The sequence below is a fragment of the Komagataeibacter xylinus genome (assembly GCF_009834365.1).
Lineage (GTDB): Bacteria > Pseudomonadota > Alphaproteobacteria > Acetobacterales > Acetobacteraceae > Komagataeibacter > Komagataeibacter xylinus_D.
Window position 1 is genome coordinate 2,745,696 of sequence record NZ_CP041348.1, and the last position, 17,342, is coordinate 2,763,037.

At 58.9% G+C, this 17,342-nt stretch carries 16 protein-coding genes; 5 read left to right on the top strand and 11 right to left on the bottom strand.

Annotation, left to right across the window (positions count from 1 at the left end):
* Positions 1–201: 201 nt before the first annotated feature.
* On the bottom strand, positions 202–2,685 hold the full coding sequence (locus tag FMA36_RS13155; protein WP_408885660.1) for a TonB-dependent receptor plug domain-containing protein: 2,484 nt from the start codon (positions 2,683–2,685) through the stop codon (positions 202–204).
* Here FMA36_RS13155 and FMA36_RS19495 point away from each other — a divergent pair.
* Positions 2,576–2,989, top strand: a complete 414-nt coding sequence (locus FMA36_RS19495) for a hypothetical protein (RefSeq protein WP_240906597.1) — start codon at positions 2,576–2,578, stop codon at positions 2,987–2,989. The genes FMA36_RS13155 and FMA36_RS19495 overlap by 110 nt on opposite strands.
* Positions 2,990–3,410: 421 nt before the next feature.
* On the opposite strand, the gene FMA36_RS13160 is transcribed toward FMA36_RS19495, so the two are convergent.
* The 9 genes from FMA36_RS13160 to FMA36_RS13200 all read right to left on the bottom strand — a co-directional run bounded on the left by FMA36_RS13160 (position 3,411) and on the right by FMA36_RS13200 (position 11,017).
* The gene (locus FMA36_RS13160; protein WP_159262799.1) at positions 3,411–3,845 is read right to left on the bottom strand and encodes a VOC family protein; all 435 of its coding nucleotides are present in this window, start codon (positions 3,843–3,845) and stop codon (positions 3,411–3,413) included.
* A gap of 236 nt (positions 3,846–4,081) precedes the next feature.
* On the bottom strand, positions 4,082–5,029 hold the full coding sequence (locus FMA36_RS13165) for a hydroxyacid dehydrogenase (RefSeq protein WP_240906359.1): 948 nt from the start codon (positions 5,027–5,029) through the stop codon (positions 4,082–4,084).
* Between the two features lie 139 nt (positions 5,030–5,168).
* Positions 5,169–5,567 (bottom strand): hypothetical protein, encoded by a 399-nt coding sequence (locus FMA36_RS13170; RefSeq protein WP_159262800.1) that lies wholly within the window; start codon positions 5,565–5,567, stop codon positions 5,169–5,171.
* Positions 5,568–5,569: 2 nt separating this feature from the next.
* The gene (gene accC, locus FMA36_RS13175) at positions 5,570–6,916 is read right to left on the bottom strand and encodes an acetyl-CoA carboxylase biotin carboxylase subunit (RefSeq protein WP_159262801.1); all 1,347 of its coding nucleotides are present in this window, start codon (positions 6,914–6,916) and stop codon (positions 5,570–5,572) included.
* A complete protein-coding gene (locus FMA36_RS13180; RefSeq protein WP_240906360.1) occupies positions 6,909–7,355 on the bottom strand; it encodes an acetyl-CoA carboxylase biotin carboxyl carrier protein in 447 nt (148 codons plus the stop codon). The genes accC and FMA36_RS13180 overlap by 8 nt, the downstream gene beginning before the upstream one ends.
* Positions 7,352–8,116 (bottom strand): LamB/YcsF family protein, encoded by a 765-nt coding sequence (locus FMA36_RS13185; protein ID WP_167518034.1) that lies wholly within the window; start codon positions 8,114–8,116, stop codon positions 7,352–7,354. Before FMA36_RS13185 ends, FMA36_RS13180 begins: the two co-directional genes overlap by 4 nt.
* 27 nt (positions 8,117–8,143) lie before the next feature.
* A complete protein-coding gene (locus tag FMA36_RS13190) occupies positions 8,144–9,118 on the bottom strand; it encodes a 5-oxoprolinase subunit C family protein (protein ID WP_159262802.1) in 975 nt (324 codons plus the stop codon).
* Positions 9,118–9,756: a 5-oxoprolinase subunit PxpB gene (pxpB, locus tag FMA36_RS13195; RefSeq protein WP_159262803.1), complete on the bottom strand. Its 639-nt coding sequence runs from the start codon at positions 9,754–9,756 to the stop codon at positions 9,118–9,120. The genes FMA36_RS13190 and pxpB overlap by 1 nt, the downstream gene beginning before the upstream one ends.
* A gap of 4 nt (positions 9,757–9,760) precedes the next feature.
* Positions 9,761–11,017: an MFS transporter gene (locus tag FMA36_RS13200; RefSeq protein ID WP_159262804.1), complete on the bottom strand. Its 1,257-nt coding sequence runs from the start codon at positions 11,015–11,017 to the stop codon at positions 9,761–9,763.
* Positions 11,018–11,338: 321 nt separating this feature from the next.
* On the opposite strand from FMA36_RS13200, the gene FMA36_RS13205 reads away from it, so the two are divergent.
* Genes FMA36_RS13205 through FMA36_RS13215 form a run of 3 tightly spaced genes read left to right on the top strand, consistent with a single transcriptional unit; the run spans position 11,339 to position 14,815 of the window.
* Positions 11,339–12,187 carry a LysR family transcriptional regulator gene (locus FMA36_RS13205; RefSeq protein ID WP_159262805.1) on the top strand — a complete coding sequence of 283 codons (849 nt, stop codon included), beginning with the start codon at positions 11,339–11,341 and terminating at the stop codon, positions 12,185–12,187.
* Positions 12,188–12,232: 45 nt separating this feature from the next.
* On the top strand, positions 12,233–13,495 hold the full coding sequence (locus FMA36_RS13210; protein ID WP_159262806.1) for a Zn-dependent hydrolase: 1,263 nt from the start codon (positions 12,233–12,235) through the stop codon (positions 13,493–13,495).
* A 3-nt stretch (positions 13,496–13,498) separates the two neighbouring features.
* Positions 13,499–14,815 carry a CapA family protein gene (locus FMA36_RS13215; RefSeq protein ID WP_159262807.1) on the top strand — a complete coding sequence of 439 codons (1,317 nt, stop codon included), beginning with the start codon at positions 13,499–13,501 and terminating at the stop codon, positions 14,813–14,815.
* Positions 14,816–14,994: 179 nt separating this feature from the next.
* Here the strand turns inward: FMA36_RS13215 and FMA36_RS13220 are convergent, their stop codons facing one another.
* On the bottom strand, positions 14,995–15,336 hold the full coding sequence (locus tag FMA36_RS13220; RefSeq protein WP_159262808.1) for a hypothetical protein: 342 nt from the start codon (positions 15,334–15,336) through the stop codon (positions 14,995–14,997).
* A 264-nt stretch (positions 15,337–15,600) separates the two neighbouring features.
* Here FMA36_RS13220 and pgm point away from each other — a divergent pair, with 264 nt between their 5' ends.
* The gene (gene pgm / locus FMA36_RS13225) at positions 15,601–17,259 is read left to right on the top strand and encodes a phosphoglucomutase (alpha-D-glucose-1,6-bisphosphate-dependent) (RefSeq protein ID WP_159262809.1); all 1,659 of its coding nucleotides are present in this window, start codon (positions 15,601–15,603) and stop codon (positions 17,257–17,259) included.
* Positions 17,260–17,342 lie beyond the last annotated feature (83 nt).

Genomic DNA, 17,342 nt, shown 5'->3' on the forward strand with positions numbered 1-17,342 from the left:
TTCCCTGGAACGGAGTTGCATCGATTTCGATAGTACACGCCTTATCTGACCAATCCACAACCGGCATGAACGCATTGCCCGCTCGTGTACAACACTACGCGAGCAGCGCATGTCAGTCCCTTTTCGCCTGCTGGCCTGCAAACAGAAAATGCACCGATCCAGTCAAAAGCTGTAATCGGTGCATGACAGGGTGACTGTATTTTAGAAGTTCAGGGATGTCGACACGTAGTACATACCACCGAAGTATCCATACGGTGAAGAGTTGGGGTATTTATACAGGTTGTTGTTCGAAACGGAAGCAGCTTCCTTGACGCGTGTCGGGTATTTGTTGCCAAGGTTATTCGCGCCAACAGCGACACGCCAGATGGGTGTGATCTTGTAGCCAACTTCCATGTTGGTAATGAAGGCAGGGTTGATCTTGGTCCACAGGTTGTTGGGCAGGCTGGGGGCCGCAATGAACACGCTGGAGCCGTAACGCATTTCCTGAACGGAAACGGACCATTTGCCCCGGTTCCAGTTGACGCTCAGGGTTTCACGGTTCTTGGGGCTGGAATGGATCAGTTCGGCAATCGCGTAGCTGTTGTAGGCGGAAAGGCCATTATTGGCCAGGACAGACGGTGTCTTGTTGAAGCTGCGGATTTCGTTATCCGAGAAGTTTACGCTGAACGCGAAGCGGAACATGCCGAGGTTCCGGGTTCGCAGCGTATAGTCAGTAGACAGGTCGCCGCCCCACGTATTGGTGTTGACCGGGTTTGAATAATAAGAAGCATAGGTTGCATTGCCCATGCCGTTGGCCTGCAGGGTCTGGGCAACAAAGCTGCCGCCCAGCGTTGTGGTGCTGGCAAGGCGGTCGTTGATGGCGATATAGTACAGGTTGCCTGTCAGGTGCCAGTTATCCAGCGGCGTTGCATCCACGCCCACAGAGAAGCTGCGGGAATACTCTCCCTTGAGCTTGCCTGCGCCAAGCGCCTGGGCTGCCGCGTTGTTGTTGGGCAGCGACAGCGTGGAATAGGTCGCCTGCGGCGAGTTGTAATAGTAATAGGTCTGACCAAGCGTTGGCGGGCGGAAACCGGTATTGATATTGGCCCGGATAGCCCAGCGCCTGTTGAAGTTATAGCGCGTGCCGATCGACCCCGTGGAGACGACCGGGTAGTTATGGTACGCAACCGTGCGTCCGCCCAGTGTCCACTCCCATTTTTTCGTTACGAAAAAGTCCAGGTTGACGTGGCCATCAAAGACATCACGGGTATATTTGCCTGCCACATAGGCCGGGTTACCGGCATGCGTGGCAGCGCCAGGCGTGGCCGTGTGCCCGGCATCCGGGCCGGTCAGGATCGGCACATCACCGGCACCGTAGGAGCCGTATTCACCCGCGCCCAGCGTAAAGGTGTCACGGCGGTATTCAGCCCCGAACTCAACCGCGAGCGGCTTGGGCAGGAAACCCGTGTCAATGTTACGCGATGCCTTGAAGCCGGCCGTCAGTTCGCTCGATGCGGCCGAGCCGGTATGGAAGCGGGTCGGGCTTGCCGTGCCGTAGGATGCGTTGTCCGTGTCCTTCAGGTCATAGGACTGCATGTCCTTGCCGTAATTGACGTAGGTATCCCATGCAAAGCCGAGATTGCGCCCCTTGAAGCCGTTATCAACTTCAAAGTCGTTCTGTTCCATCGTGTAGTAGGGCTGCATGCCGTTGGGGTACAGGGATGTAACGGTCAGGTCATCCGCTGCCGAACGATAAGCCTGTCCGATCTCGACATTACGATGCCCGTAGGTCGAGGTGGAATACAGGCTGATCTTGTCCGTCAGGGGCAGGCTCATGTTGGCGGACAGGGTTTCCGTCGTTTCCTTGGGCAGGCCGTTGGAACGCTGCACGTCACGGCTGCGGCTCGACCGCGGATCGCTGCTGCCATCAGGCAGGGCATAATACATGTCGTTCGGGTAGCGGCTGGAGTTCTTGTAGTCACCGTTGCGGAAGGCGGGCAACTGATGGACGATCTGGGCCGCAAGATCCAGGTAACCACCCTTGTGGCCCAGCGCAAACCCCATGTTGGCCGTGCCATCAAGGGTCTGGCCGTCGCCGCCATAGAACCCGCTGTTCTTGAAGTTGACCGAGCCGCCCTTGGTATCGGACTTGAGCACGATGTTGACCGCGCCTGCCAGCGCATCCTGACCGTACAGGGCAGTCGCCCCTTCGGTAATGACTTCGATATGGTCGATCGCCGTGATGGGGATCAGGCCGATATCCGTCGGCTCCGTGCCCCAGTTGGGGCCGGCATTCGCGTTGAAATTGGCGCCGATATGGCGGCGATGGCCATTGACCAGGATCAGCGTGTCATCAGCCGACAGGCCACGCAACTGCATTGTCTGGGTAAAGGCATTGCCGCCAACACCGCCCACGGCAGGCGATGTGATGGAAGGCGAAAGCTGCGCCAGCGCCTGCATGACGTTGCTCTGCCCCGTCGCGGCCAGCGCGGCACCGCTGACTACCGTAACGGATGTGGTGCTATGAACCGGCGTTGAAGGCGAAATTGCAGACCGGCCTACCGGATGCGTACGGACAACCTGGAGCTGTTCGACCTTGTTGCTCTCTACGGAGCTTGCAGCGGCCTTTGATGATGCGGCTGCGACAGGCCGTGCAGCCGTCTTGTTAATGGTGTGGCCTGTAACCTCACCGTTCTGTGGCGTAATTTTCTTGTTGCCTGCTGCCTGTGTTGTTGTCGCGGCGATACAGTTCGTTGAAAAAACAGTGACAAACACCGCAGTGCTGATCCACAGCTTTTTATCAATCGGAGATGACTTCTGTCGCATCAAACAATACTCCATGGGCAGGCAAGAAATCGCGCAACTGCGACGGGAAATGACCGAAAGCGTGTCAGGGCTTCTGAAAACCAGAGGAAATTATGGTGGTCGGAATATTTATGAGGAACGTATCCTGCCCACACGGCATGAATATTTCATGTCTGTCTTCCATCGGCTCGTTTCGAATAAATAATATTCTTCCAGCGCAAATTCAGGAAACGATATTTTTTTAGTCCGAGACATTATTTTTTTGTGCCTCGGGTAACTGACTGTATCATTTCACTATTCCTGAGCACGGAGACAGAGAGTTCGCATCAGGAAAATGCACATTAAAACATTGATATAGTTTGTGTGTTTTTGAACGAAATCGTTTTTTTAAAAAAATGTCTTATTTCCTTTTCCCTTAAAAAATTAGGGCATGTCGTTACAATGTAGGAAATTTTTTTTGGAAAACCGAAAATGGTAAGCCGTTATGGACAGGAGCCCCGGGCGCTTTTCAGCGCGATGCAGGCTACCTGTCCAGCATCTGTTGTTACAATATTCATAACAAGAGATTTTATCAGGACCGGTCCTGGGTCCAGCCAGGGCAGGACAGGCGCAAGGAAAGCCCTGAATTACTTTGCAAACAGATTATCCAGGTTGGCAAATGCCTTGATTTCGATGGCGTTGCCAAAGGGGTCAAAAAAGAACATGGTTGCCTGCTCGCCCGGCTGGCCCTTGAAGCGGATATAGGGTTCGATCACGAACTTCGTACCGGCGGCCTTCAGTTTTTCAGCCAGCTTTTCCCACTCTTCCAGGCCAAGGACCGCACCAAAATGGGGCACCGGCACGGCATGATCGTCCACGCTGCTGTGATGGAGGCGATTTTGCGAGCAGTCAGCCATATGCGCCACGATCTGGTGGCCGAAAAAGTTGAAATCAACCCATTCGGAAGAACTGCGCCCTTCAGGGCAGCCCATTGCTTCACCATAAAAGGCCCGCGCCGTTTCAAGATTGTCCACGGGGAATGCAAGATGGAAGGGCGGAATGTTTTTTGCTGTAGCTGTCATCTATATTTACTCTCACCAGGGAAAGATAAAACAATAAGGTACAAAAACTATTGTGAAAAATGATCTTTTTTTAGGCTAAGATCAAAAAATACAGTTAGTTATCATTGAATGATGACAGGACGCATCACCCTGTCAGACCAACATGATATCTGCCTGTGCTACCGTATTGTTTTATGCCTTTGCCGGGCGGCACGCCGTTAGAGCGGGTCATGGCACATGAACCGCTCTGCCACCCTTCAGCGTGAGACCAGATGCTCCGGTTCCCTGCCGCTCAGCACGGCCAGTACCTGATGGGCGCAGATCAGGGCCAGTTGTCTGAGCGCCTCTTCCGTCGTGCCGCCCAGATGGGGTGTCAGGACAAGATGGGGCGCCTTGAGCAGGGGGTTATCCATTGGCGGTGGCTCCTGCGGCAGCACATCAAGCGCTGCACCGCGGATACGCCCTGTTTCCAGCGCCTGCGCCAGGTCGGCGCAATCCACTGCAAACCCGCGCCCGACGTTGATGAGAATGGCGTGTGGCTGCATATTGGCCAGCGCATCAGCATCAATGAGAGGCCTGTCCGCCTGGCTGCCTGAACGATGGATGGAGACGACATCCGCCATCTGCAAAAGGGCGTTCAGTTCCGTAATGCGTTCCACGCCATGCTGGCCGAAGACCTCGGCTGGCACGCTGGGCGACCACGCCACAACCCGCATGCCCAGGCCAGCCCCGGCAATGACGGCCACTTTCCGGGCAATGGTGCCAAACCCGACAAGCCCCAGCGTCTTGCCGTGCAGTTCCATCCCCCCGGCATTATAGCGGCACTGCCAGTTACCCTGCCGCACAGCCATATCGGCCGTGCAGATATTGCGCGCACTGGCCAGCATCAGTCCAAGGGTCAGTTCAGCCACGGACTGGCTGTTGGCCCCGGGTGCATTGGTGACCGTTATGCCGCGCTCGTGTGCTGCCGCCACATCGATCCGGTTCGTGCCTGCGCCATGGCAACTGATGATCTTCAGGTTGGGGGCCGCTGCAATGGCGTTTCTGTCCAGCCCCAGGTCCCGGGTAATGACGGCATCCGCCCCCCCTATTTCACGTATGACGACCTGCATGTCCGGCGCCGAGGCATAACGCGTCGTGATGCCATGCCTGTTCAGGAACGCAATGGCCGCTTCATGCACGGGCTGGGTTATAAAACATTCCATGATGCTCGCTCCCTTCAGAGAGTGTTATGAAATAATGAATGAATAAAAGAATAACACTTGCATGACATGTTGAAGGAAGGTTCCTGAAACAGTCCCTGTAATACCGAGGCTACGGGCTGGATATCATGTGATCTGGCACTCAGTCGGGCTGGAGACTGAAAACCGGCTGGTGATAGCCCACTGCGCTGCCAACAGGCACCAGGCACAGCATGACCGTGCCCGCAACAGGCGCCTCGAGTGCGAGCCGCAAGGGGCCGACCTCCACAAAGCCCAGAATGGCGTTTTGCGGTACGCGAAGGCCTTCTTCCACCACGGCTTCGGCAAATATCCCCATTTCCGGGCTGAGCGCGTCAATCGTGGCCGGTTCCGCCAGAACTGGAGCCGTGTGGGGCACCGCCTCGGCGATCCGGGGCGGGTGCAGTTCCAGTTTGAGCTGCCCCTCGCCCACGGGTACGTCGCATGATGCCATGCCATGCTGACGCATCAGCGGCACAAGGGTTGTCAGCACGTCAGCAAGTGTATTGTCATCGTGTGGCATGACTATTTCATCAGTCCTTTGTCCAGCGAATGGACGGTTACCGTTCCCGTGCGGAAGGCTTTCGTCTGGAGCACGCGCTGGTGCAGTGGAATGGTGGAGCAGATGCCTCCGATACGTGTCTCGCCCAGTGCGCAGAGCATGCGTTCAATGGCGTCCTCACGCGTTGCGCCACGCACGATCAGCTTGGCGATCAGGGAATCATAATAAGGCGGCACCACGTACTGGTCATAAACATGGCTGTCCATGCGCACATTCGGCCCACCGGCAGGCCACCACTGCGTAATCCGGCCCGGGTGGGGGGCGAATGTATCGGGGTCTTCCGCATTGATCCGGCATTCTATGGCATGCCCGTTGCACTGGACATCATCCTGCGTGAACGACAGCGGCCGACCCAGGGCTACGGCAATCTGTTCGCGTACGATGTCGATGCCGCTGGTCATTTCCGTAACCGGGTGTTCAACCTGCAGGCGGGTGTTCATCTCGATGAAGCAGAAAGCACCATCCTCATACAGGAATTCGAACGTGCCCGCGCCGACATAGCCGATACGCTGGCAGGCTGCGGCGCATCTGGCCCCGAGTGCTGCGATGTCGGCTGGGGGAATGCCTGGTGGCGGGGCTTCCTCCACCAGTTTCTGGTGGCGTCTTTGCACCGAGCAGTCGCGCGCTCCCAGCCACGCCGCCGCACCATGCCGGTCGGCCATGACCTGGATCTCGACATGGCGAGGTGCCTGCAGGAAGCGTTCGGCATAGACATCGTCCTTGCCGAAGGCCAGCGCACTTTCCCGCCGTGCGCTGGAGACGGCCTCAGCCACATCCCCGGCTTTTTCAACAATCCGCATGCCCCGGCCGCCGCCACCGGCAGAAGCCTTGACAATAAGCGGGTAGCCGATGCCATCGCAGATCCGCTGCGTCTCGCCCATGTCATCGGGCAAGGCGCCATCTGAGCCCGGCAGGCAGGGCACGCCGGCTGCAACCATTTCCTGCTTGGCGCTGATCTTGTCGCCCATCAGCCGCATGACCTGCGCGGACGGGCCGATAAAGGTCAGGCCAGCCTGTTCCACGGCCTCGGCAAAGTCCGGGTTTTCCGAAAGGAATCCGTAACCCGGATGTACCATGTCCGCACCACACAGCCGTGCGGCACGCAGGATGCGCTCATGGTCGAGATAGCTCTGCGCGGCGCTGGCCGGGCCGATGCAGATCCGGTCATCCACGTATTGCAGATGGGCAAGCCCGGCATCGGCCTCGGAATAGACCCCGATGCTTTCAAGTCCGAGCAGCCGGCAGGCACGGGCAATGCGCAGGGCGATTTCGCCACGGTTGGCGATCAGGACCCGCATGGGTTTAGTCATCGCGTTTCTCCACGCTGAAAAGCGGCGTGCCCGGCTCGATAATGGCCGCATCCTTGACCAGAACGGAAAGGATGCGGCAGCGATAGTCGGCTTCAAGCCGGGTCAGGGTTTTCATGGCTTCCAGAATGCCGATGGGCTGTCCTTCCTCCACCATGTCACCCGGCTTGACAAAGGGGGGCTCGCCCGGGGCCGGTGCCATGTAGAAAACACCATGCATGGAGGCCGTAAGCTGCAATGGCGGGGCAGCAGCAGAGGGGGCGGGTACCTGTGGCAACGGTTCTGGCTGGCCTGTCGTGGCCGCCGCCACGGGTTCGGGGCCACGGAGCACGATATGCCGCCCGTCAGGTGCGGTATAATCCAGCACGCGCACCCCAAGGTGCTGCATGGTGGACATCAGTTCCGCCAGATCAGTCATGCTGGTGGGGGTGGGCGCGCTCATGCAAAAGCCTTGAGCGTGATGCCTGCCTCTTCCAGCCGTGCGCGCACTGTGCGGGCGATGGCGACGGATTCCGCATTGTCGCCATGGACGCAGATCGTATCCATCGGGGTGGGCAGCATCTTGCCCGAGCGTGTTTCAATCGCACCGGCCCTGACCATGCGGATCACACGCTCGGTCACGAAGTCCACATCATGCAGCACGGCCCCCGGCTCCTTGCGCGAGACCAGATGCCCCTCTTCGGTGTAGGCCCGGTCGGCAAAGATTTCCGTATAGACGGTCATGCCCCGTTCACGCCCCAGGCGCTCCTGCTCGCCAAAAGCCCCCGCAACCAGCGCAAGCGAAGGGTCAACCGCCTGTATGGCGTTGAGCACGGCGGCCGCCACCTCCGTGTTGCGCTCGGTCAGGTTGCCCAGCGCGCCATGGGTCTTGACGTAGGCAATGCGGTGGCCGGCATAGGCTGCCATGGCCTGTGCTGCGCCGATCTGGTAGGCGATCAGGCGTTCCGTTTCCCCTGCCGAGAAGGGGATCTGCCTGCGCCCGAACCCCCATAGGTCCGGATAGCCGGGATGCGCGCCAACGGTCACATTTTTCTCACGCGCGATTTCGAAGGTACGCGCCATCACTTCGGGGTCGCCGCCATGAAAACCGCAGGCCACGTTTGCCGAAGTCACGATATCCAGCATGGCTGCGTCATCGCCGATGCTGTAGTGACCAAAGCTCTCGCCCAGATCCGCGTTCATGTCGATCGTCATTTTTGTCATGATCCTGTTTTCCGGCATGTCTTGAAGCTATTGGGTGATGATGCAGGTTTTCGCCGTGGCGACCTGCTGTGCCAGCGTGCGCATATGCTGGCGGTGCGTCCTGATGCGTGCAAGGGCCTGCGCATGGTCGATGACGCGGAATTTCACATGCGCTCCCGGCGCCATCTGCGACAGGAAGCTCAGGTCGGGCTCGATAATGACCCCGATCTTCGGGTAGCCGCCGCAGGTATTGGCATCCGCCATCTGGATGATGGGCTGACCAGCCGGTGGCACCTGCACCGTACCGGGCATGACGCCGTGGGAAAGCAGGCTCAGTGGCTGCCGGGTGGTCAGCGGCGTTTCCCCCTCAAGCCGGAACCCGACCCGGTTGGCATGGGTGGTGATGCGCCACGGCTGGTTGACCAGACAGGCATGAGCCTGTTCCGTAAACGCGTCATATTCCGCGGCAGGCAGCAGGTGAAGTTCCGGCACTTCCTTGCCCGGCATGGGTGGCCGGAACGACAGGCCCAGCCCGTTGGGGGGTATGGGTGGCAGCCTGACTTTGGCGCAGGGCAGGACATCGCCCTTCTGCAGCCCGCGCCCCTTGAAGCCACCAAAACCGGCCTTGATATCCGTCGACCGCCCGCCCAGCACGATGGGTACGTCCACCCCGCCGGCAAGCGTGAGGTAGGAGCGCATCCCCTTTTTGGGAACTTCGATGATCAGGGTCTGCCCGGCCTGCGCCATCATGCTCCAGCATGGCGGCAGGTGGGCGCCATCCAGCGTAACCTGGGCAGGCGCGCCGGTTACCGCAAAAACGCAGTTCTTGCGAAACCTGACGCGGAAGGGAAAAAACGCGATTTCAATCCCGGCGGCCCCGGGGTCGTTCCCGACCAGAATGTTGCCCAGCATCAGGGCATCCCGATCCATGGCACCCCCGCACGAGACCCCGTACGGCACCGCCGTCGGGCGGCCCATATCCTGCACGGTATTCAGCGGGGCGTTGGTAAGGACTTCCAGCATCACGCACTCACAAAACGGACAATATCGCCCGCCCGCAGCATGCACGGGTCGGCGGCCGTTGCATCAAACAGGTCGGGACAATGGGCTTTTCCAAGAATATGCCAGCCGGAGGGCGCCCGGCTTGGGGTGACACAGGTAAACCCTCCGCCAAGGCAGACGGATTTCGGCTCCACGGCCAGGCGCGGCGTGTCCCTGCGCGGTATGGCAAGTTGGGGCGGCACGCCGGTCAGGTAGCCGAAACCGGGCGAATAGCCGATCATCGCCACGCGGTACATCGCGCCAGTATGCAGGGCCACGACCTCACTTTCGGAAAGGCCGGTGACCCCGGCAACGTATGGCAGGTCCTCGCCCCCTGCCCCGCCATATGTAACGGGCACGACCAGTTCACGCGGCGCGATCTCATCCGCGCTGGCCTCCGCCCATAGCATATGGAGCATGCGGCGGATATCGTGCGCCTCATGGTTTTCGTCATCGAACGTGACCAGCAGGTTGTTGGCGCCCGGAATGACCATCTTGATTCCGGGCTGCTCCGGCAGGATCCGGGCCAGGCTCCAGATGCGTTTCTGTATCGCGTCCTGAAAGGCCCCCTCGGACATGTCCAGCAGGAAGGCATCAGCACCCGCGCAGCTTATGCGCATGGCATTATCCCTTTGTCGTGGCATGAAGTGTAATGGTGGCGCGGGGCAGGACCATGACCGCTGCCGCCCCGGCCATTACCAGGGCCGCCACCATGTAGAATACGTATTCGAAACTTCCCGTAAACTGCAGGATATATCCTGTCACCACGGGCGCCAGGATGCCCATGCCGTTACTGAAGGTCAGCACCAGGCCGTTGGCGGCGCCCAGCGCTTCCTGCCCGACCAGCAGGTCGGCCAGCAGGGCCATGTTCGCACCACTGCCCGCGGTGACAAACCCCATGCTCAGCACAAGGCAGAGCATGGACAGCGCGGTGGAATGGCAGAAAGGCAGGAAGCCGATCAGCGCAACCATGGCAAGGCACAGGGCGACGATGCGCCTGCGGCTGCCCGGTGCGCCCGCGTTCGCGACATGCAGCCCCTCGCCAATCCGGCCGGCCACGAGCGAGATGACCACGGCGCCAGCATAGCAGTAGGCCGTATAGCAACTGGCATCGAACACCGAGAGGTTCATCCGCTGCTTGAGGATAACCGGCAGCCACGACATCATGAGGAAGTTGGCGTAATTGACACAGCACTGGGCAATCACCACGCCCCAGAAGGAACGCGACGCAAAGAACGGCCTGACGGAAAACCGCGTTACGGACTGCGGGGAGCCGCATTTTTCAGTCTGCGGGGGGTAAAGGAAAAACCAGGCCAGACACCAGACAAATCCGATCGCCGCCAGCACGCGGAAGGCCATGCGCCAGCCGTGCTGCTCCACCAGGTAGCCTGCGGCGATGGCGCCGGAGGCAAGCCCGATGGAAATGCCGCTGGTGAACACGGTCATCATCAGCCCGCACCTGTCGGGTGATGACCATTGCCGCATGACCTTGGCGCCAAGGGCAAAGGTGGGGGCCTCCCCCATGCCCAGCACCACGCGCGAGAGCAGGAAGGCGGGGATCGACAGGGCCAGACTGCCCTCGACCATGGCGGCGGACCAGATGGCAACGGCCAGAATGCCCACAACGCGCGGACCCAGCCTGTCGAGCACGATGGCGGATGGCAGGTTGAGGAAGAAATACGACCACAGGAAACTGGAAAGCACCCACCCTGCCTGGCTGGCACTCAGGCCGAAATCGTGCACGATATCAGGCAGGGCGACAGAAAGGGCGGCGCGGTCGCCGTAACAGATCACGCACATCATGACTGTTGCCGTGCATATGGCAAACCTGCGCCACGCCATGCGGCCCGCTACCGGGGATGCAGGCGAAGGAAGGGGCACGTTCTGGTTTTTTGTGCGCATCAATAATCAGCCATTCATGACAGAACAGAAAAACAGCGTGCCGGAAGCCGTATTCAGGCAGTTTTGTGAATGCAGGCAACCGAATATCCGGGCCGGGCCCACAACACCGAGCCCGCAGGGAAGTCCGGGCATCCGGGCAGAACTTACTGATATTACAAGAGGCACTTTAATCTTCCCCTTCTGCGGCCAAAATCTCTTGCATTCCCTATAATTTCGATTATAGAACAAAAATAAGCAACAAAAATATCGTTAATTTTTGCTTCTGAGGCCCAAAAAAAGTGTTGTATGATGATAACGGAATTGCGCACATTCCTGGTGGCCGCCCAGCTTGAAAGCTTTGCCGCAACCGCTGAAAAGGTAGGCCTGACCCAGTCGGCCGTCAGCGCGCAGATCAAGCGGCTTGAACTGGAATTCGGCTATCCTCTGTTCGAACGGACCGGCCGTGCCGTGCATCTGAGCAAGGCCGGGCTGGCTGCTGTCGAGCGTGCGGGGGAGATCATCGCACTGTTCGAGCGCATGCGTGATATCCCGCGTGACAACACCATCAGTGGCACCATCAAGGTTGGTGTCATTTCCACAGGTTACAGTTCCCTGCTGGCCCCCGCCATGGCGGAATTCCTGAAAAGTTTTTCAGATATCCTCTTCTCGGTCAGCGTGGATGTTTCCCTCGCCCTGCTCCAGAAGCTCGAGGCTAGGGAACTCGACGTGGCGATCATGGTCAAGCCGCCGTTCAGCCTCATTCCGCACATGGAATGGGTGCCCCTTATCGATCAGCCTTATGTTCTGGTCATGCATGAAAGCGTGCAGGGAAAGGAATGGAAACGCATCCTCAACCAGTATCCGTTCATCCGCTATGACAGCCGCTCGTTTGGTGGCAGCAGTATCAGCAGCTTCCTGAAAATGCACAGCCTGATGCCGGATGACATTGCGGAAACGGAAGAGATCAGCCTCATTCTGGATATGGTATCCAACAATGCAGGTGTTGCGATCATTCCTTCGTGCCAGCAGATCAGAAAATATAAAAATATAAAATGTATCGATATTCCCGATTTTGTAAAAAAAAGGGAAATAGGTCTTATGGTTTTCAAGGCCAGAAGACAGGAATTTGTTGAAAAATTCATTTCCTTCCTTTCGGGAAAGTCCATCTAGTTCCTAAAATTACTTCACCTTATCAGGACAGAGAGTTTCCGGCCTATGAGTGTCACGTCTTTTCACCAGCAGTTTGGTCAGGCAGTGTTTGATACCCTGCATGCCATGAGCTTCGATGGGCTGGGCATGACCCGTCCCTCCTATAGCGAAAAGGAAAACGAGGCCCATGAAGTGCTCTGCGGCATTGCGCGCGAGCATGGGCTGGAAATCCGCCGGGACTGGGCGTGCAACCTGTTCCTGACCCTGCCGGGACGCGACCGGAGCAAGCCCGCCGTCATGACCGGATCACATATCGATACGGTCCCCTGCGGCGGTAATTATGATGGCGCGGCCGGTGTGCTGGCCGGGCTTTCCATCCTGTGCCGCTGGGTCAAGGATGGTTTCACGCCCGAGCGCGACACGACCGTAATCGTGACGCGGGCGGAGGAAAGTGTCTGGTTTCCCGTATCCTACATCGGCAGCCGGACCGCCTTTGACCTGCTGACGGAAAAAGACCTGCAGGCCACGCGCTTCGATACGGGCCGCACGCTGGCCCAGCACATGGCCGAATGTGGCGGCAGCCCGCAGGCGCCGCATAAGGGTATACTTGACCCGGCCGATATAGACTGTTTTGTCGAGCTGCATATTGAACAGGGACCTGTCCTGCCCAATAATGATGCCGTTATTGGTGTTGTATCGGGTATCTGTGGCAGCCTGCGTTACCGCCATGCCTGCATCTTGGGCGAATATGCCCATTCGGGTGCGACCCCGCGCGCGTTTCGTTCGGATGCTGTCGTTGCCATGGCCGATCTGGTCAACACGCTGCACGCTTACTGGAAAGAACTGGAAGCCGCGGGCAAGGCCCTGACCCTGACCTTCGGCGTGTGCCATACCGATGCCCAGCAGGCGAACTTCGCGGCTGTAGCGGGCAAGGTTTCCTTCGCGCTTGATGTGCGCTCACAGGACACCGCCCTGCTGCATGAAGTAGACGGCCATATTCAGGCTGTAGTGCGCAATATTGAAAAACGCCATAATGTAAAAGTCGAACTGGGTGAACGCACGGGCAGCAAACCCGCGCTGATGGACAGCCAGCTCCAGAACGATACGCTGGCCGTATGCCGCGCGCTGGATGTTCCGGCCGTGACAATGGCAAGCGGTGCCGGGCATGATGCGGCAACATTCGCCCATCAGAATATTCCGACGGAAATGATTTTCGTGCGGAATGAAAATGGCAGCCATAACCCTCATGAACATCTCGAAATGGCCGATTTCGCGACCGCGACCGCCGTCCTTGATGGACTGCTCAAAATCCGTGCAGAAAGGAACTGATCCATGCGTGTAGCCTTGACCGGGGATTCCATTCTTTTCCGACGCCTGAACAGCCAGATCGATCCTGCCATTGCCCCCCTGTTCGATATGATCCGCGCGTGTGATGTCGGTTTTACCAACCTTGAATTCGTTGCCAATGATTTTGAAGGTGATCCGGCGCTTGACCATGGCGGCACGCATTTTGGCGCACCATGCTGGGTGCTTGATGAACTCGATGAAGCCGGCTTCAACCTTTACGCGGCAGCAACCAATCACAGTCTGGACTACAGCATCGCGGGACTGCGCAAGATGATGCACGCGCTTGATGAGCGCGAAATGGTGTATGCCGGCATTGGCACCAATCTCGAAGAAGCACGCAGGCCTGCCTACATCACGACGCCAGCGGGCACTGTTGCCCTGATCTCGTGCACATCCACATTCGCGCGTGGGCAGGAGGCTTCGGCCCAGACGGGGCTCATGGCGGGGCGGCCGGGTATCAATCCGCTGCACTACCATAAATCCTACCAGGTCACGCCGGAGGAAATGGTCCAGCTTCGCGCCATCTATGGCCGCCTTGGCCTGCAGGACATTCTGGAAGAGAAGATCCGGCAGGGCTTTTCCTTCCGCCCGCCTGAAGGCACGCTCCCGTTTGACGGGCTGCAGTTTGCAACGAGCGATGAAACGCGCGTCAAAACCCGCTCCAATCAGCAGGATCTGGCCGAAATCATCAAATGGGTCGAAGAAGCCAGAATGGTTTCCGACGCGGTTGTGGTCAGCATCCATGCGCATGAGAGTGACTACAATGCATCCGGCGTGCCGGATATTGAAGTTCCGGCCGCCTTCCTGCATGAGTTCACCCATAAGGTGGTCGAGGCCGGGGCCTCGCTCGTGGCCTGCCATGGCCCCCATCTTGTGCGTGGGGTCGAGGTTTACAAAAATACCCCCATTTTCCATGGTCTTGGCAACTTCATTGGCCAGAATGAGCTGGTGTCGCGCCTGCCCATGGATTCCTACACCGCCTTCCGCTACACGCCGGACATGACGCCCCACCGCCTGTACAAGGGGCGCAGCGAGAACGACACGAAGGGCTTCCCTTCGGACCAGCGGTTCTGGGACAGCATCATGCCGATCTGCCATTTTGAAGATGGCGCCCTGAAGGCGGTCGAGATCCATCCCGTTACGCTGGGGCTGGGCCAGTCTGCGCATAAACGTGGCGTGCCCTATCTTGCCCAGGGCGCGGATCGGACCCGGATTCACGAAAAGATCCAGGCCCTGTCGCAGCCCTATGGCACGTCCTTTGGCATGGCTGAAGGCAACATGACCCTGACATTCAACAGCTAGACCAGCAGCCCATGAATTCGGCAGCCCCATCTGCCTGAAACATTTCACGGAACCGGGAGTGTCCCCTCAGGCCTCCCGGTTTTTTTTGGCCCTGTGAGACGCCGGGTGTCATGCTCTGCGTCGTGAGTGCTGTGAAGCAGGCGGAAATGCGGCCCTGCATGAGTGGTGGGCTCCCGCCCCTACTTTATATTCTGTTCCGGTGGGGAAGCGGGTGCGAGCCAGGTGGGGTGGCGGCGTTCGATCCATTCAAGCATGCGCGCGCTCAGCCTGCGCAGGAGGGGTACATCCTCCGCCAGCAGGATAATACCGAGCGGAAGCATCCATAAACCCAGCACCGGCAGGAAGCCGAGCACGCCCCCCACGATCAGCAGGCTGCCCATAATGCCGCGCAATACGACCCTGCCGGGTTCAAGCAGCCAGCGCATGGCCTGTTCGCCCCGCGCGGGCAGGCGCCGGATCAGGCGCTCCAGTCTGTCGCGGCGCAGGTGCTCGGCGTGATCGGGTGATGATGGTATGTTCATGCCCTGAGGGTAGGCATGCCCCCTGCCCCACGCAACATGCCCACGCGGGAACGTGATGGGCGGACAAGGAAACGGAAAAGGTCCGGATTTTGATATAGTTCAATGTCATTCGCCCAGAGCGCGCGCCAGTGTCATGGCATGATGCGTTTCCTTACCGCCTCCGGTTCATTTTCCTGCATTGCGTGGCTGGACGCCTGCCGGGGCGGGCTGTAAGAAAATTTGTTGGAATATGCGCTTTTTCATAATGTATTTCGGGAGCAGTCAATGCCCAGCGTAAGCCCTTTTGCCGGCAAGCCGGTCGATCCGGACCGTCTTGTCAATATCGATGCCCTGCTTGATGCCTATTATACCCGCAAGCCTGATCCAGCCATTGCCACGCAGCGGGTGGCGTTTGGCACCTCGGGGCACCGGGGCTCATCGCTCCACACCAGCTTCAATGAAAACCATATTCTCTCGATCAGCCAGGCCATTGCCGACTACCGCAAGAATGCGGGCATTACCGGGCCGCTGTTCATCGGCATCGACACGCATGCGCTCTCGCGCCCGGCGCTGAAGTCAGCACTTGAAGTCTTTGCCGCCAATGGCATTGAAGTGCGCATTGATGACAAGGACGGCTACACCCCCACCCCCGTCATCTCGCATGCCATCCTGACGTGCAACCGTGGCCGTAGCAGCGACCTGGCTGATGGCGTGGTGATTACGCCCTCGCACAACCCGCCTGAGGATGGCGGCTTCAAATATAACCCGCCCCATGGCGGCCCGGCTGATACCGACATCACCAAGGTGATCGAGAACGCGGCGAACGACTACATGGCCAAGGGCATGAAGGGCGTGGACCGCGTGCCGTTCGAGCAGGCGCTCAAGGCCCCCACCACCAGGCGGCATGACTACATCAACCCGTATGTGGATGATCTCGCCGCCGTGGTGGACATGGACATCATCCGTGAATCCGGCATTTCCATCGGTATTGACCCGCTTGGCGGGGCGGCAGTGGATTACTGGCAGCCGATCATTGACAAATACGGCATCAACGCCACCATCGTGAGCAAGGAAGTGGACCCCACCTTCCGCTTCATGACCGCCGACTGGGATGGCCAGATCCGCATGGATTGTTCATCGCCCTACGCCATGGCGCGCCTGGTGCAGATGAAGGACCGCTTTGACATCGCATTCGCCAACGATACCGATGCTGACCGCCATGGCATCGTGTCGGGTAAGTACGGGCTGATGAACCCCAACCACTACCTTGCCACGGCCATCGAGTTTCTGTTCAACAACCGCGCCAACTGGAACCCCGCAGCCGGTGTTGGCAAGACGGTGGTCAGCAGCAGCATGATCGACCGCGTGGCCAAGGAAATCGGCCGTAAGCTGGTGGAAGTGCCGGTTGGCTTCAAGTGGTTTGTCGATGGCCTGTATAACGGCACGCTCGGCTTTGGTGGCGAGGAAAGCGCAGGCGCTTCCTTCCTGCGCCGCGATGGCACGGTGTGGAGCACGGACAAGGACGGCATCATCCTTGGCCTGCTTGCCGCCGAGATCACGGCCCGCACCAGGCAGACCCCGGGTGCCGCATACGAAGCCATGACCAAGCGCCTTGGCACACCGTACTATGCCCGGATCGACGCGCCTGCAGACCCGGCGCAGAAAGCCATCCTCAAGAATCTCTCACCCGAGCAGATCGGCATGAGCGAACTTGCAGGCGAGCCGATTGTCAGCACGCTGACCAACGCACCGGGCAATGGCGCGGCCATTGGGGGCCTGAAGGTCTCGGCCAGGGATGGCTGGTTTGCCGCCCGCCCCTCCGGCACGGAAAATGTCTATAAAATCTATGCCGAGAGCTTCAAGAGCGAGGCCCACCTCAAGGCCATCCAGACCGAGGCGCAGGATGCGATCTCCGCCCTGTTTGCCAAGGCTGCACAGAAGTAAGAGCAGGTAAAAGTTTTGGGTGCCGCCTTTTCTTCAAAAAGGCGGCGTTCACAGTCTTTGTGCCGCGCGCTCCTTACGGAGCG

Bases quoted from the DNA above. Each gene is read 5' to 3' on its own strand.
- FMA36_RS13185 (WP_167518034.1), bottom strand. From the start codon at position 8,116: ATGACAAAAATGACGATCGACATGAACGCGGATCTGGGCGAGAGCTTT.
- pgm (WP_159262809.1), top strand. From the start codon at position 15,601: ATGCCCAGCGTAAGCCCTTTTGCCGGCAAGCCGGTCGATCCGGACCGT.
- FMA36_RS13190 (WP_159262802.1), bottom strand. From the start codon at position 9,118: ATGCTGGAAGTCCTTACCAACGCCCCGCTGAATACCGTGCAGGATATG.
- FMA36_RS13160 (WP_159262799.1), bottom strand. From the start codon at position 3,845: ATGACAGCTACAGCAAAAAACATTCCGCCCTTCCATCTTGCATTCCCC.
- FMA36_RS13180 (WP_240906360.1), bottom strand. From the start codon at position 7,355: ATGAGCGCGCCCACCCCCACCAGCATGACTGATCTGGCGGAACTGATG.
- FMA36_RS13165 (WP_240906359.1), bottom strand. From the start codon at position 5,029: ATGGAATGTTTTATAACCCAGCCCGTGCATGAAGCGGCCATTGCGTTC.
- FMA36_RS13215 (WP_159262807.1), top strand. From the start codon at position 13,499: ATGCGTGTAGCCTTGACCGGGGATTCCATTCTTTTCCGACGCCTGAAC.
- FMA36_RS13170 (WP_159262800.1), bottom strand. From the start codon at position 5,567: ATGCCACACGATGACAATACACTTGCTGACGTGCTGACAACCCTTGTG.
- pxpB (WP_159262803.1), bottom strand. From the start codon at position 9,756: ATGCGCATAAGCTGCGCGGGTGCTGATGCCTTCCTGCTGGACATGTCC.
- FMA36_RS13210 (WP_159262806.1), top strand. From the start codon at position 12,233: ATGAGTGTCACGTCTTTTCACCAGCAGTTTGGTCAGGCAGTGTTTGAT.
- accC (WP_159262801.1), bottom strand. From the start codon at position 6,916: ATGACTAAACCCATGCGGGTCCTGATCGCCAACCGTGGCGAAATCGCC.
- FMA36_RS13220 (WP_159262808.1), bottom strand. From the start codon at position 15,336: ATGAACATACCATCATCACCCGATCACGCCGAGCACCTGCGCCGCGAC.